This is a genomic window from Photobacterium sp. GJ3, assembly GCF_018199995.1.
GTDB lineage: Bacteria > Pseudomonadota > Gammaproteobacteria > Enterobacterales > Vibrionaceae > Photobacterium.
Window position 1 is genome coordinate 1,452,235 of the sequence record NZ_CP073578.1, and the last position, 14,624, is coordinate 1,466,858.

The 14,624-nt window shown below is 51.6% G+C and carries 11 protein-coding genes; 7 read left to right on the forward strand and 4 right to left on the reverse strand.

Annotation, left to right across the window (positions count from 1 at the left end):
- The gene (gene cra, locus KDD30_RS06525; RefSeq protein ID WP_211648412.1) at positions 1-987 is read right to left on the reverse strand and encodes a catabolite repressor/activator; all 987 of its coding nucleotides are present in this window, start codon (positions 985-987) and stop codon (positions 1-3) included.
- 276 nt (positions 988-1,263) lie between these two features.
- Between cra and fruB the strand changes: the two genes are divergently transcribed.
- Genes fruB through fruA form a run of 3 tightly spaced genes read left to right on the forward strand, consistent with a single transcriptional unit; the run spans position 1,264 to position 5,149 of the window.
- Entirely contained in the window at positions 1,264-2,397 is a 1,134-nt protein-coding gene (fruB, locus tag KDD30_RS06530; RefSeq protein WP_211648414.1) for a fused PTS fructose transporter subunit IIA/HPr protein, read from the forward strand.
- On the forward strand, positions 2,398-3,393 hold the full coding sequence (pfkB, locus tag KDD30_RS06535; protein WP_211648416.1) for a 1-phosphofructokinase: 996 nt from the start codon (positions 2,398-2,400) through the stop codon (positions 3,391-3,393).
- A 10-nt stretch (positions 3,394-3,403) separates the two neighbouring features.
- Positions 3,404-5,149, forward strand: a complete 1,746-nt coding sequence (gene fruA, locus KDD30_RS06540) for a PTS fructose transporter subunit IIBC (RefSeq protein WP_211648418.1) — start codon at positions 3,404-3,406, stop codon at positions 5,147-5,149.
- Between the two features lie 289 nt (positions 5,150-5,438).
- On the opposite strand, the gene KDD30_RS06545 is transcribed toward fruA, so the two are convergent.
- Positions 5,439-6,197: a hypothetical protein gene (locus KDD30_RS06545; RefSeq protein WP_211648420.1), complete on the reverse strand. Its 759-nt coding sequence runs from the start codon at positions 6,195-6,197 to the stop codon at positions 5,439-5,441.
- A 279-nt stretch (positions 6,198-6,476) separates the two neighbouring features.
- The gene (locus KDD30_RS06550) at positions 6,477-7,310 is read right to left on the reverse strand and encodes a pyruvate, water dikinase regulatory protein (protein ID WP_211648422.1); all 834 of its coding nucleotides are present in this window, start codon (positions 7,308-7,310) and stop codon (positions 6,477-6,479) included.
- 220 nt (positions 7,311-7,530) lie between these two features.
- On the opposite strand from KDD30_RS06550, the gene ppsA reads away from it, so the two are divergent.
- Positions 7,531-9,894: a phosphoenolpyruvate synthase gene (ppsA, locus tag KDD30_RS06555; protein ID WP_211648423.1), complete on the forward strand. Its 2,364-nt coding sequence runs from the start codon at positions 7,531-7,533 to the stop codon at positions 9,892-9,894.
- A gap of 775 nt (positions 9,895-10,669) precedes the next feature.
- Complete coding sequence (locus KDD30_RS06560; protein ID WP_211648425.1) at positions 10,670-11,416, forward strand: hypothetical protein; 747 nt, start codon at positions 10,670-10,672, stop codon at positions 11,414-11,416.
- Between the two features lie 89 nt (positions 11,417-11,505).
- On the opposite strand, the gene KDD30_RS06565 is transcribed toward KDD30_RS06560, so the two are convergent.
- Positions 11,506-12,726, reverse strand: a complete 1,221-nt coding sequence (locus KDD30_RS06565) for an MFS transporter (protein ID WP_211648427.1) — start codon at positions 12,724-12,726, stop codon at positions 11,506-11,508.
- A 191-nt stretch (positions 12,727-12,917) separates the two neighbouring features.
- Here KDD30_RS06565 and KDD30_RS06570 point away from each other — a divergent pair, with 191 nt between their 5' ends.
- Complete coding sequence (locus KDD30_RS06570; protein WP_211648436.1) at positions 12,918-13,685, forward strand: ABC transporter ATP-binding protein; 768 nt, start codon at positions 12,918-12,920, stop codon at positions 13,683-13,685.
- Positions 13,686-13,706: 21 nt separating this feature from the next.
- Positions 13,707-14,600, forward strand: a complete 894-nt coding sequence (locus tag KDD30_RS06575; RefSeq protein WP_371826068.1) for an iron-siderophore ABC transporter substrate-binding protein — start codon at positions 13,707-13,709, stop codon at positions 14,598-14,600.
- Positions 14,601-14,624 lie beyond the last annotated feature (24 nt).

A 14,624-nucleotide genomic window follows, 5' to 3' on the forward strand; every position in this document is an offset into this window, starting at 1 on the left:
TCAGCGAATTTTCAATTGACGGGGAATCACTTCGACACCCGGACAATAACGGCCTGCCGTGGCGTTCAACGCCAGCTCCAGCGCGCTGTCGGCGATCGCCTCAAATTGTTGGGGCAGGGAATGGACCCGGATCGGCAGAAAATCGAGCAAGCGGTGATCACCAAAGGTTGCCAGTTGCGTTGTTTTCATCAGGGTCGGGTGGGACAACAGGCAATCCAGCATGCCTTCGAAGAGCGCATACGACGTCACCAGAATACTTTCAGGCACCTGATTGTCGTCGATCCACTGCTGCAACAGCCGCTGTCCTTCTTCGGGGCTGAAATGATCGCCATACAGCGTTCGGGTCACCAGCGTGGCTTCTCCCTGATCGCGGACTGCAGCCAAAAAGCCCATTTCCCGCTGCTTGGAAACCCCAAGTTCAGGGACAGCGCCAATCAGGCCGACAGAAGCGGGGCCCGATTGGAGCAGTTGTCGGGTCAGCGCGTAGGCACCATCATGATCCTCGCTGATGACATTGGCAAAACATTCGTCATCTAAGCCTCGGTCGATGGCAATTACGGGCACACCCGCGCTTTGGATCTGACAATAAAAGCTGTGGTCGGCAGGCAGACTGCTGGCGACAATCAGCGCGTCAATTCGTCTGCTGATCAGTGTTTGCGCCACCTTCATTTCCGTGTCGATGTCATCATCAGAGCAACTGATAATCAGCTGGTAGCCTGCTTTGCGTGCATCCCGTTCCAGTAACTTGGCCAGTTTCGCATAACTGGAGTTTTCCAGATCCGGAATGATAAAACCGAGTGAATGTGAGCTGCCGGCACGTAAGGCGCTGGCTGCATGATCTGGTTTGAAATTGTGCGCCTCAACCACAGCCATGACTTTTTGCTGGGTTTTTTCACTGATGCGGTATTGGCTGGCTTTGCCGTTTATCACGTAACTGGCTGTGGTTCGGGAGACACCAGCCAACCGGGCTATTTCATCTAACTTCATTCTATTGATCACTCAGAAAGCAGCAAACTGTGGCTTGGATCATAGATTGAAAAAGGATCCGAACCAGAGTGTTTGCAATTTATGCTGAATCGTTACAGCATGTGTGCTGAAAGGTTTCAGCAAAGACAATAGTCTTATTCTATACGCTCTGGTGCATTGCTGAAACTTTTTATTTACAGGTTTGCTGAATCGTTTCAGCTTGGGTGAAACCAACATTAGCCACGACACTCAGGGCAATCCGGCCACAAAGAGCCGCGAAGACGAGGGGACCGAACCATGTTGTCACTGACGCAACAAGATATTGTGCTGAATCAATCAGCGACCGATAAAACCGCTGCAATTTCTGCGCTCGCCGGCGAACTGTCTCAGCACGGGCTGGTTGCGGATGGGTATGTCGATGGCATGCTCGCCCGGGAAGCGCAAAACTCAACCTTTCTGGGCCATGGGATCGCCATTCCGCATGGCACCACAGACACGCGGGATCTGGTGAAGCACACAGGTGTCAAAATTCATCACTATCCGAATGGCGTGAACTGGGGAGAGGGCAACACCGTCTATCTGGCCATTGGGATCGCTGCGAAATCCGATGAACATCTCGGGATTTTGAAACAACTCACCCGAGTGCTGTCCGCCGAAGGAGTGGCTGAACAAATTCAGCAGTCCACCGATGCCAGCAGCCTGATCGCTTTGCTCAACGGAGAAACGCAACTGGAAGCGGATGTCGATGCCTCTCTGATTGCCCTGAATTTTCCGGCGACAGATTTGCTTCAACTCACAGCCGTCGCGGGTGGCTTACTGAAAAACCATCAGGCTGTGGGGCGGGACTTTGTTGCTGATGTGATAGCGAAAGACGCCACTTATCTGGGTCAGGGGCTGTGGTTGGCAAGCAGCCGTCAGGATGTTCAACGGACCGCATTGTCATTTGTGACGCCGTCACAAGAGTTTCAGGTTGAAGATAAACCCGTGAAAGGCTTGCTGATGATTGCGGCAGGCAATGCTTCTTATCAAAAGCCGCTGAAGCAGGTATCGCAATGGGTGTATCAGCAACAAGTGCAACGGTTGTTTGAAAGCGATGCGGCCAAGATTTCATCTCTCTTTGCTGACTCTTCTGAACCACAGGCCAGTGCCGATGCCAATACGGCAGTGTACAAGATTCGCAATGCACACGGCTTGCATGCGCGTCCGGGTGCCATGCTGGTGAGTGTTGCTAAGAAATTCGAGTCCACGATTCAGGTGCGGAATCTGCAGGGCGATGGCAAATCGGTGAATGCCAAGAGCCTGATGAAGGTGATTGCTTTAGGGGTGAAGCATGGACACGCGCTGGAATTTACCGCAGAGGGTGCCGATGCCAGCGAGGCACTGAATGCGATTGGCGATGCGATTGCGACCGGATTGGGTGAAGGAAAATAAATGAATACCGAAGCCACAAAAGCCACAACACACCCGAAAGTGGTGGCTGTGAACCTGAATCCCGCACTGGATCTGACCGGCAGCTTGCCGCGTCTTCAGCCCGGTGCTGTGAATCTGGTCGAACAGGGCACTTTGCATCCGGCCGGTAAAGGGGTGAATGTTGCCCGTGTGCTGGCTGAACTGGGTGCGGCGGTGACGGTAACGGGCCTGCTGGGCACAGAGAATCAGGACCCGTTTTGTGAACTCTTCAGGCAATACGGCATTGAGGATGCCTTTGTCCGCGTCCCTGGTGCCAGCCGGATCAATGTCAAACTGGTTGAAGCCGATGGCCGGGTGAGTGATATCAATTTTCCCGGTGTCGCCGTGAATCCGGACGATGTTGCGGCGATGGAGCAGCAGCTTTTCGCCTTGGCCGAACACCATGATGTGTTTGTGATTGCGGGCAGTCTGCCCGTGGGTCTGAGCCCGCAAACCTGCGCCGGCTGGATGGCAAAACTCAAGGCACAGGGAAAGAAAGTCTTGTTCGACAGCAGTCATCAAGCCCTGAAAGCGGGAGTGGGGGCTGCCCCCTGGCTGGTCAAACCGAATGATGACGAATTGGCTGCATTGTGCGGTAAAACACTGGAAACGCAGGACGCGCTGCAGGCTGCGGCAGAAGCCTTACACCATCAGGACATTCAGAATGTGGTGGTCTCGCTGGGGGCTGCGGGGGTGATGTGGCTGGATGAATCGGGCTGGTTGCAGTCGCAGCCGCCGAAAATGGCCGTGGTCAGCACAGTGGGTGCCGGCGATACGCTGGTGGCGGGGTTGTGCTGGGGCTATCTGAATCAATGGTCAAAAGAAGAAACACTCAGGTTTGCAACAGCGCTGTCGGCGCTGGCGGTCACTCAGGTGGGCGTCGGTGTGCCGGATGAGGCGGTACTTTCGCAAACGCTGGCAAGTGTTCGGATGCTGAACGAGCAGCCTGTTGGTCAACACGTGAATTTGGAAGGATAAAGGTGACGACATGAAGATTGCAATTCTGACCGCTTGTCCGAGCGGTATCGCAAACACCGTGATTGCGGCCGGGCTGATGGAGCAGGCGGCTAAAGATCTAAACTGGACCGCCGAGATTGAATGCCAGTCCAGTATTGTACCGGCAAGCCCGTTGTCTCCGGCAAGTATTGAAGCCGCCGATTGCATTGTGGTTGTGGCAGATAAAGCGGTTGCTTTGACTCGCTTTGTCGGAAAGAAAGTCTATCAGGGCGGGATGGCGACTTGTTTTGCGGATCCCAAAGCGTTTCTGCAAAACGCTGTTGCAGGCGCTTCGGTTCTGAAAACAGCACCGGCAGTTGAACAGGAGCCTGTTCAGAGCACGGTTGATTCTGCCCCCGTTGGAAAACGTATTGTGGCGATCACGGCCTGTCCGACGGGTGTCGCACACACCTTTATGGCCGCGGAAGCGCTGGCCGAAGAAGCGAAGCGTCAGGGGTATGACATCAAGGTTGAAACCCGGGGATCCGTCGGGGCAAAAAATCAGCTGAGCGAGCGCGATATTGCCGATGCGGATCTGGTGATGATTGCGGCGGATATTGAAGTTGATCTCAGCCGTTTTCACGGGAAGCGGCTGTATAAAACAAGCACAGGGGCTGCACTCAAGAAAACGGCGCAGGAAATCAGCACAGCGTATGCGACCGCAAGTGTGTATCAGGGCAAGGCGGCCTCGGTTTCAGACAAAGTCAAAGGAGAAAAGACCGGACCTTATCAGCACCTGATGACCGGGGTGTCTCACATGCTGCCGCTGGTTGTTGCGGGTGGTCTGGCGATTGCGTTGTCGTTTATCTTCGGGATTGAGGCATTTAAAGAAGAAGGCACTCTGGCAGCCGCTTTGATGCAGATAGGTGGCGGTTCAGCATTTGCGCTGATGATTCCTGTGCTGGCAGGCTATATCGCTTACTCGATTGCTGACCGTCCGGGTTTAGCGCCCGGCCTGATTGGCGGTATGCTGGCCAGTTCGACCGGCGCCGGATTCCTTGGCGGTATCGTGGCAGGTTTTCTGGCAGGTTACAGCGCAAAAATGATTGCTGATTCTCTGCGGTTACCGTCCTCGATGGAAGCATTAAAACCCATCCTGATTATTCCCCTGATTGCCAGCCTGTTCACGGGGCTGGTGATGATTTATGTGGTCGGTGGTCCGGTTGCAGCTGCAATGAACAGCCTGACTGAATTCCTGAATACAATGGGATCGGCCAACGCGGTGCTGCTGGGTATTATCCTGGGTTGTATGATGTGTTTCGACCTGGGGGGCCCGGTGAACAAAGCCGCATATACCTTTGGGGTTGGTTTGCTGGCATCTCAGACATACGGACCGATGGCCGCGGTAATGGCGGCGGGTATGGTGCCTGCTTTAGGCATGGGACTGGCCACTTTTCTGGCAAAACGAAAGTTCAGCCCGCCAGAGCAGGAAGCCGGAAAAGCGTCGTTCGTACTGGGGCTGTGTTTTATCTCTGAAGGGGCCATTCCTTTTGCAGCCCGCGACCCGATGCGCGTGATCCCAAGCTGTATGGCGGGCGGTGCGCTGACAGGTGCGTTGTCAATGCTGTTCGGTGCAAAACTGATGGCGCCTCATGGGGGTCTGTTTGTTCTCTTGATTCCGAATGCCATTACCCCGGTGCTGATGTATCTGGTGGCGATTACCGCAGGCACCATCCTGACGGGTGTCACCTATGCTTTCCTGAAACGCACAGAAGAAGCAAAGCTGGCGACGGCTTGATTTGAAGATGAAAAAAGCCCCAGGCATTGAACGCCTGGGGCTATGCCACCGCTGCCTACTGAATCTGTCGATGACTGCCCTGATTTTCTGCTCCATTTCCCCAAAAAACGCAAGCTGAAGCAGAATTGGTATCATCGTTTTATTTTACGTAGGCGCTCCGTGCGAGTGAGTGTCGCCATTTGGCGAATGCGCAATATTCCCAGTTATTGTTATCAGCCTCAATGTCATCAGTGATGCATTGATGTTGTTATACCCGTCGCTGTCGTCAGTTTGTGTTGTTTTTATGGGGTTATTCTTCCACAGCATAAAGAATGTCGTCATCACTGGTGATAACCAGATAAGAATCGCCGGGTTCCAGATCCGGAATGCTGCATAAATCCAGCTGAATCGGGTCCAGATTATTGCCTGCTTCCCCTTTCGTTGCCGAGATTTCAAACTGATCGCCGCAACTGGCCATCAGAATCGGGGAGGACACCTTGCCGGCACCGACTTCAGCCGATCCGCTCGCAGTGGCCGACTCATAATCGATGCGGATATCTTTGTTCGGAAAGACCCGGATTCGGTATTGATCATCCGGCACATTGTCATCGTTTTCGCGGCGAATCGTTGTGACACGGAAACTATTGGTGGTTTCACCATCCAGCCACACGACAGTCCACCAGTCTTCCCCGTTATTCAGCAGGGTATTGGTGAGTGCGGGTTCTTCTTCCAGCTGATATTTACTGTCCCAGATCCCAATGGTGACGGACAGAGCTGAATTGTTCCCCCAGCGGTGCGTGTATTCGCGGTGAGTCCTGTCGACCAGATTGCCGCTTTTCAGATTGCCTTGCTGGAACAGGGTGGAATTTGATGCGTTTTCACCATTCGTGACAAACACATCCACGGGCTCACGTGCGGTGTTCACGAAGGTCAGGCGTGCTTGCCGATCCAGGAGATTACTGCCGTCCGTTCCGTTGCCGGAATCTGAACCCCCTGAGCCTCCGCCGCAGGCCTGAAGTGTCAGCGCAACCCCAACACTCAATGTCAAAAACCAAAAAGGCTTGTTCATCTGCTACCTCGATGGGATTAATTTATTCCTTTCTCAGTAAGCATATTTCAAGGTGTGGCGCTTTTTTGATGAATCCGGGCATGTCAGAAAAGTTTTCATTAATTAGTTCAATTTATGAGCTTTTTTGACTCTCATCATTGAGACAGGGTGATGGAAGGCCGTTTGTCATGAGGCGCAGACGGGGATCCCGTGGTGTGGCAAGCCGGGAAGTGTGAAAGAAAAAGCCATAGCAACGAACTATGGCTTGGTTAATTTTATAACATTATCAATATAATTTTATTAACACATTTTCCGTTTCAGCCCGCTGATATCTAACAGGCGGGTTGAAATTTCTTCGACCGACAGAGATGTGGTGTTCAGATAGGGAATCGCTTCGCGTCGGAACATGGCTTCGACCTTCGACAGTTCGCTCTCACATTGTCCTTCGCTGGCGTACTGGCTGTTGGCATAGCGCTCGTTTCTGATCGTCACCAGTCGCTCGGTATCAATCGTCAGGCCGTAAGTTTTATAACGGTAGGGTTCAATTTCTTTGGGCAGCTTCAGGCTGGTCATATCATCTGCGATGAAAGGGTAGTTGACGGCGCGAATCCCAAACTGCATCGCCAGATACAGGCTGGTGGGTGTTTTGCCGCAACGGGAAACACCAAGCAGAATAATATCTGCCTTATCCAGATTATTCAGGGAGATTCCATCGTCGTGGGCCAGTGTGTATTCAATGGCAGCGATGCGGTCCTGATAGCTGGCCGCGTCGCGGTTGATGCTGTGGGAGCGGCCAAGCATCGCATTGGGGGTCATGTTGAGATCTTTACTGAGCGGCTGCACCAGTGCATTCAGGACATCGTAAAGTTTTGCCTGACTCTGGTTGATGATCGCTTTCACTTCTGGCAGCACAATGGAGTAAAAAACCAGCGGTTCGATCCCGGATGCCTGATAAGCCGCGTCAATTTTGTCTTTCACCTGCTGTGCGCGTTCGACAGACTCAACAAAAGGCAGTGTGGTCTGACGGATCTCCAGGTCGAACTGACCCAGAACAGCATGTCCAAGTGTTTCAGAAGTAATCGCTGTACCGTCAGAAACGTAAAATACATCACGAAAATCAGATTTGCGCCGCATAATAAGTTGAGTCCTTTAAATGTTCCTGTAACGATTGGGGCCATCAATCAATTTATAACTATAACCCTACAGGGTAAGTGTTCTGCTGAGCAAGGTTTTGCCAGCAGTTTGTCTTGAGCGGACTCGATTCTGACGCAAGTTTTTTTTGAATGCCAAAGCAATCGTTTTCGTTGAGAGTTTGCCCACACAATACAGCTGATCCAATACAAGGAGACTTCCCGTGCAACAGAATGTTGTTTGGTATGACGCTTTATCAATGAACGATGTCGATAAAGTTGGTGGTAAGAACGCATCGCTGGGCGAAATGGTCGCCAACCTCGCGAATGCTGGCGTGAAAGTACCGAATGGATACGCAACAACATCTTATGCATTCAACCAATTCCTGGAAGCCAATCAGCTGAATGATCGGATTTACGATCTGCTGGATAAGCTGGATGTAGATGATGTGAACGCGCTGAAGCAGGCTGGTGACACCATTCGTAAATGGGTGTACGAAGCACCACTGCCAGCTGATCTGGAGCAGGAGATTCGTCGCTGCTACGTGGAACTGGGTGAAGGCGACGACATGTTGTCTGTCGCGGTCCGCTCTTCTGCAACAGCGGAAGACTTACCGGATGCCTCTTTCGCAGGTCAGCAGGAAACTTTCCTGAACGTTCGTGGCATCGATTCTGTCATCGAAGCGGTGAAACACGTTTTTGCCTCGCTTTTCAACGACCGTGCAATTTCTTACCGCGTGCATCAGGGCTTCGACCACAAAGGTGTGGCTCTGTCTGCCGGTATTCAGCGCATGGTGCGCTCCGACAAAGCCGCTTCTGGTGTGATGTTCACGCTGGATACTGAATCTGGTTTTGATCAGGTTGTTTTCATCACCTCGTCTGTTGGCTTGGGCGAAATGGTGGTTCAGGGTGCTGTTAACCCGGATGAATTCTATGTTCACAAACCAACGCTGGTCGCGGGTAACCCGTCTGTCGTACGTCGTACGCTTGGCTCGAAGATGCAGAAAATGGTCTACGGCGAAGGCAAGGAACTGGGGACTCAGGTGGTCATTCAGGAAACGACCCCTGAAGAACAAAACAGCTTCTCACTGACCGACGACGAAATCGAATCGCTGGCGAAACAAGCCATGATCATCGAAAAACACTACGGTCGTCCGATGGACATCGAGTGGGCGAAAGATGGCATCACTGGCGAGCTGCTGATTGTTCAGGCACGTCCGGAAACTGTGCGTTCCCGTGATGATGCCAAAGTGATGGAGCGTTTCCATCTGAACGGTCAGGGTAAATCTCTGGTCGAAGGCCGAGCAATTGGTCAGCGTATCGGCACGGGTGTGGTCCGTGTCGTGAACCATCTGGATGAGATGGATCAGGTGCAGGCGGGTGATGTGCTGGTGGCCGACATGACAGACCCGGATTGGGAACCTGTGATGAAGAAAGCAGCAGCCATCGTCACCAACCGTGGCGGCCGGACCTGTCACGCTGCGATTATCGCGCGTGAGCTGGGCATTCCGGCTGTCGTGGGCTGCGGCAATGCAACCGCTCTGCTGCAGGATGGTCAGACTGTGACTGTTTCCTGTGCGCAGGGCGAAACGGGCTACATCTACGAAGGCGAACTGGATTTCGAAATCCGTCGTTCAGAGGTTGATAACCTGCCTGAACTGCCGCTGAAAGTGATGATGAACGTGGGCAATCCGGATCGTGCCTTCGACTTCGCTTGTATTCCGAACGAAGGGGTTGGTCTGGCGCGTCTGGAATTCATCATCAACAAGATGATCGGTATTCACCCGAAAGCACTGCTGAATTACGATGCGCAATCGGATGAGCTGAAAGCCGAAATCGACCGTCGCATCGCGGGTTACTCGGATCCGGTTGAGTTCTACATTCAGAAACTGACTGAAGGGATCTCAACGCTGGCTGCGGCATTCTGGCCGAAGCGTGTGATTGTCCGGATGTCAGATTTCAAATCGAACGAATACCGCAATCTGGTTGGTGGTGTGAACTTCGAACCGGTTGAAGAAAACCCGATGATTGGTTTCCGTGGCGCGTCCCGTTACGTGTCGCCTCAGTTCCAGGATTGTTTTGCACTGGAATGTGAAGCCATTAAACGGGTGCGGAACACCATGGGTCTGCGCAACGTCGAAATCATGATCCCGTTCGTGCGTACCGTGAGTGAAGCGGCATCTGTGATTGATCTGCTGGCGAAATTCGACCTGCGTCGCGGCGAGAATGGTCTGAAAGTCATCATGATGTGTGAGTTGCCATCGAATGCCATTCTGGCGGAAGAGTTCCTGAAGTACTTTGATGGCTTCTCGATTGGCTCAAACGATATGACACAGCTGACGCTGGGTCTGGACCGTGACTCCGGTGAAATCGCCCATATGTTTGATGAGCGCAACGAAGCGGTGAAAGCCATGCTGTCGATGGCCATTAAAGCAGCGCGTAAAGCCGGAAAGTACGTCGGCATCTGTGGTCAGGGTCCATCCGACCATGACGACCTGGCCGACTGGCTGATGGAGCAGGGCATTGACTCTGTTTCTCTGAACCCGGATACCGTGGTTGAGACCTGGCTGCATCTGGGTAAGAAATAAGCACAAGTCAGCGAAGCTGAAATAAAGAATCAAAGCCCGCGCCAGTCGCGGGTTTTTTTACATCCGTGCCCACAGCAAACGCTTTCAGTTCCTCCCCCTTTTCAAGGGGGAGGCTAGGCGGGGGTTATTTGGCGGAGTCGCCAAATCTGTGCTCGGTTTACGACCCCCCTGATTCTCCCCTTGCCAAGGGGAGGGAATTGCTGAGCTCATAATGAATTCGGTTCGGTTCCTCCCCCTTATCAAGGGGGAGGCTAGGAGGGGTTATTTGGCGCAGTCGCCAAATCTGTGCTCGGTTTACGAACCCCATCCTGACCCTCCCCTTGCCAAGGGGAGGGAATAGTCGAGCTCACAACAGATTCGGTTCGGTTCCTCCCCCTTTTCAAGGGGGAGGCTAGGCGGGGGTTATTTGGCGCAATCGCCAAATCCGTGATCGGTTTACGAACCCCACCCTGATTCTCCCCTTGCCAAGGGGAGGGAATTGCTGAGCTCATAATGAATTCGGTTCGGTTCCTCCCCCTTATCAAGGGGGAGGCGAGGCGGGGGTTACAGGGCACAGGCGGAAATTCGTGTTCGTTCATTCATCAATTCATCGTTTTATTTCAATAAGTTAATTTAACCACTTTCCCTCAATATCACACTTGTTGTCTAAGCAGTGTGATCCTTATGCATAGAGTAAAAGCACTATATTGATATGCAATTCGCTCAGTGAAACCCTATGTGCATCACAGGGAGGAACCTGTTGATTTCATTTCATATTGCATATTGAGAGAGAAAGATGTTTAAAAAGAAATTATCCGTCGTTATGTTGGCATCGCTGGGCTTATTTGGTTGTGACTGGAATGACAGTGATAAAAAAGCGGTTGAAGAGGCCGTGAAAGAAAGTGTGACTGAGGAAGTGGTCAAGCCGGAAGGGATTAATGTTCAGGTGGAGTTGTATAATCAGATTCCTGAGTTGCTGACTGAAAATCAAGAATTGAAAGTTGATTTTGCTTTTGATATTGATAATTCAGGGAAAATTGAAAATAGCAGGGATTTTATGATTGTAGCCAGATTTAGAAATGGGAAGTCCAATATCTTTTTTGAAGCTATGTCATCATCTATAAGTGAAAAGAATGCTGAATTTAGAACTCGTAAATTTGTAGAACAGCTGGGAACGGCAAAGATAGAAACGATTGATGGTAAGTCTATTGTGAGCATCAATATTTTACCACAACCAATTTTGGCGACAGAAAAGGTTAATGAAACAGATATTCTGGTTGGTTCAGAGAAAGATGACCCAGTCCTGAATGAATACCTGGCGAGAATGGCTGCAGCAAAACAAGCACCAGCGATGAATACAGGAGTATTTTTTAGAGATAGCACACCAGATAACTATCTGGAATCTGGCGATACTCTCACAGACCTCAATGATTTTACAGAAGTGGTTCAGTTGAACTCTAACTCTATTCATGATTCAAAAGATGATTATACCGGCAGTTTGAATTACGCCGACATCGAGCGAGTTTCATTTAGCTTCGACTAATAGTGATCCATAATTTTTTATAAATAAGCCCGCATTTGCGGGCTTATGTGTCTCTGAAAATAAAAACTACCGTCATTCACTGTTTTATTTCACCGCTCCTCAACCACACGCACCACGGGTTTTTCCTTCCGTCGGGTAAAGGCAATCCCGGTGACCAGAACTGAAAACCCGAGACAGACCCACACCGGAAGTTGCGGGGAAATCACCACAGCACTTGCCAGCAGAGAGGCCAGACCATAACCCAGGGTGTGTGACATTGAAATCAAACCGGCGATTTTACCCGATTGATCCGGGTTGGTTTGGGTGGCCATGGACGTATAGGCGGGCACCAGTAAAGCAGCGCCAATCGCAGAGGCAACCATGGCGAGGGTAAAGATCCAGAATGCCGTGTTGAGAAAAAGCACAAAACCGATCAGCAGGGCAATGGCGCCCAATCGGTACATGGATTCGATGCCAAGCTTTTTCTTTTTGATCACCAGCACCTGCGTCAGCAAAGTAAAGGCGGCGCTCAGTGTCAGCAGTAAACCAATGGCCTGACTGATCTCATCTGTGGTCCAGGTGGTGATTGAACCGATCAGAGGTGACAGACTGTATTGCAGTAAAGCCACAACGGCACAGAGCAGCAATCCCGTGAGGAGAAATGGCAGCAGGGAGACATCAGGCAATTTGCGTTGCTGCTGTGTTGTTGGTGGGGTTGTTGGCGTGAACACAGGTTTCGGCAGCCAGCAGGCGCCAAGGAAAGCAACGACCGGAAATGCGACCATCAGTATCAGCGGTGCGTAAATATGAAGTTTGAGCGCGCCCATCGCCAATAAGGGACCAACCAAACGACCTGTACTTAACCCGATACTGACCGAAGTAATGGCCTGCAGTCGATGCTGACTGCCACAAAGTAAAATCGCCCAATGCTGGCTGGCGGGCACCATGCCAGCCACGGTACAGCCGTAAATAATCCGTGCGAGAACCAATCCGGCCAGCCACAGGTAGGTTTGTTCGCTGAATGTATCACTCAGAGCGGTGAAGATCAGCAGCAGCAGGAAGCTGATCGCCATACCTGCCAAGGCTTGCAGCACAACACCTTTGGGACCGTTTCGGTCACTGTAGCTGCCCCAGAAAGGCGCAGCGGGCAGGAACAGGAAACTGCCGATTGCAATCACCACCGACCAGGTGGGCAAGCCAAACGCTGAGTGTTCCACCAAAAAGGGGAGCGAGACCAGCAAACCGTTTTGCCCGATGCCCATTAAGGCGGCGATCAGGCCGATCAGTGTCAGATGAAGTCGATGAGAGGGACGGCTGGCATCTTGGGTCATGGTTCCTTCCTGATTGGAATGTAGAGAGAGTGCAGCGAACCTGCATAAAAACAAAGGAGAACTATTCGTGTTCTCATTCGATTTGGTGACGGGTATCCTACATATAAATATTGAATCTGAAAACTATTATCATTCACAGCCTGCTATGGTAGAGTGCGTCAAATCTGTTGTGCAACCCGTTTATCTCATTCATGTACCAACTTATTGACGCTGCCTTCGACGTCGAGGGAAAGCGGATTCTTCATCCGACCTCACTCTCATTTCAACCCGGAAAAGTGACCACCTTGCTGGGCCATAACGGTTGCGGTAAATCAACCCTGATGAAACTGCTCAGCCGGCAAAATACGCCCTCATCCGGACAAGTGTTGTTGAATGGCGATCCTGTCTGTCAGTTAGACAGTAAAAAGTTTGCACTGAATGTTGCTTATTTGCCTCAACACCCGCCCATCACCGATGGCGTTACAGTTCGGGAACTGGTGTGCTTTGGTCGTTATCCTTGGAAAGGGGCATTTGGTCGTTACAGTCAGGAAGATTACAACCTCGTGGATGAAGCAATTGAACGGGTCGGACTGACGCCATTTTCAGCACGTTTTGTTGCCACGCTATCCGGTGGCGAGCGGCAGCGGGCTTGGGTGGCGATGCTGCTGGCACAACAGAGCAAATGTATTTTGCTGGATGAGCCGACTTCTGCACTGGATGTGGCGCATCAGTACGAATTGCTGCATTTGATCCGGGAATTGAACCAAACGTTAGGGCTGACCGTGATCATGGTGTTGCATGATGTCAACATGGCGGCGAAGTTCAGCGATCATCTGATTGCCTTACACTCCGGTGAAGTGATTGCGCAGGGGACACCTGAAGCCATGATGACCCCGGAGACGCTCCGAGAAATCTACGGTATGGAGCTGGCTCTCTTCCAGCATCCGCAAACGGGGCAGCCCATCAGTTACATTCCATAACAACAAGAACAGGGAAAGACAGTGAAAAAATTCATTGCATTGTTTGTCGCAGTCTTTGCGATTCAGGCTGAGGCCATGACCGTTCAGCATGAACTGGGTGACGTTGAGATTGCTCAGATTCCCCAAAAAGTCGTGACCCTGGACTGGGCACTGACAGAAACCGTACTGAGTCTGGGCGTGACCCCCGTCGGTGTCGCTGATCAAGCAGGCTACCGGACTTGGGTCGGAGAGCCACAATTACCAGACGCTGCAAAGAATGTGGGCTCGCGTCGCGAACCGAATCTGGAACTGCTGGCCGAGATGAAGCCGGATGTCATTTTAATCAGCGAACACATGAGCCCGGTGTACCAGCAACTCAGCGCGATTGCACCAACGCTGGTCTATTCGGTGTACAACAAGGCCAAAACACCGTTGAACAATGCTGTGAGCATCACGCGTCAGTTAGGTTGGGTACTTGGCAAAGAAACGCAGGCGAATCAGGTGATTGAGCACACCATGGCCGTATTAAAAACCAATGGTGATGCTGTGAAAGCTTCGGATTCGGGTCATAAACCTCTGATGTTCATCCGTTTTATTAATGATAAAACCCTTCGCATCCACAGTGAGGGATCACTGGCACAGGATACAATTTCGGCCATGGGGCTGAAAAATGACTGGCAGGAACCCACCAATCTCTGGGGCTTTACAACAGCTGGTATAGAAAAAATGGCGGAACATCAGTCCAGCAATGTCATGATTTTCGGCCCTCTGAAAGCCGAAGAGCGACAGAAACTGACTGCATCGCCTTTGTGGCAGGCCATGGCATTTACCCGCGACAATGCTGTTTATGAATTGCCTGCAATCTGGACCTTCGGCGGACTGGTCTCTGTACAGCGTTTCAGCGATCACATCACTCAACAACTCACGAATCACTGATGCAGTCACAAGTTTCATCCATCC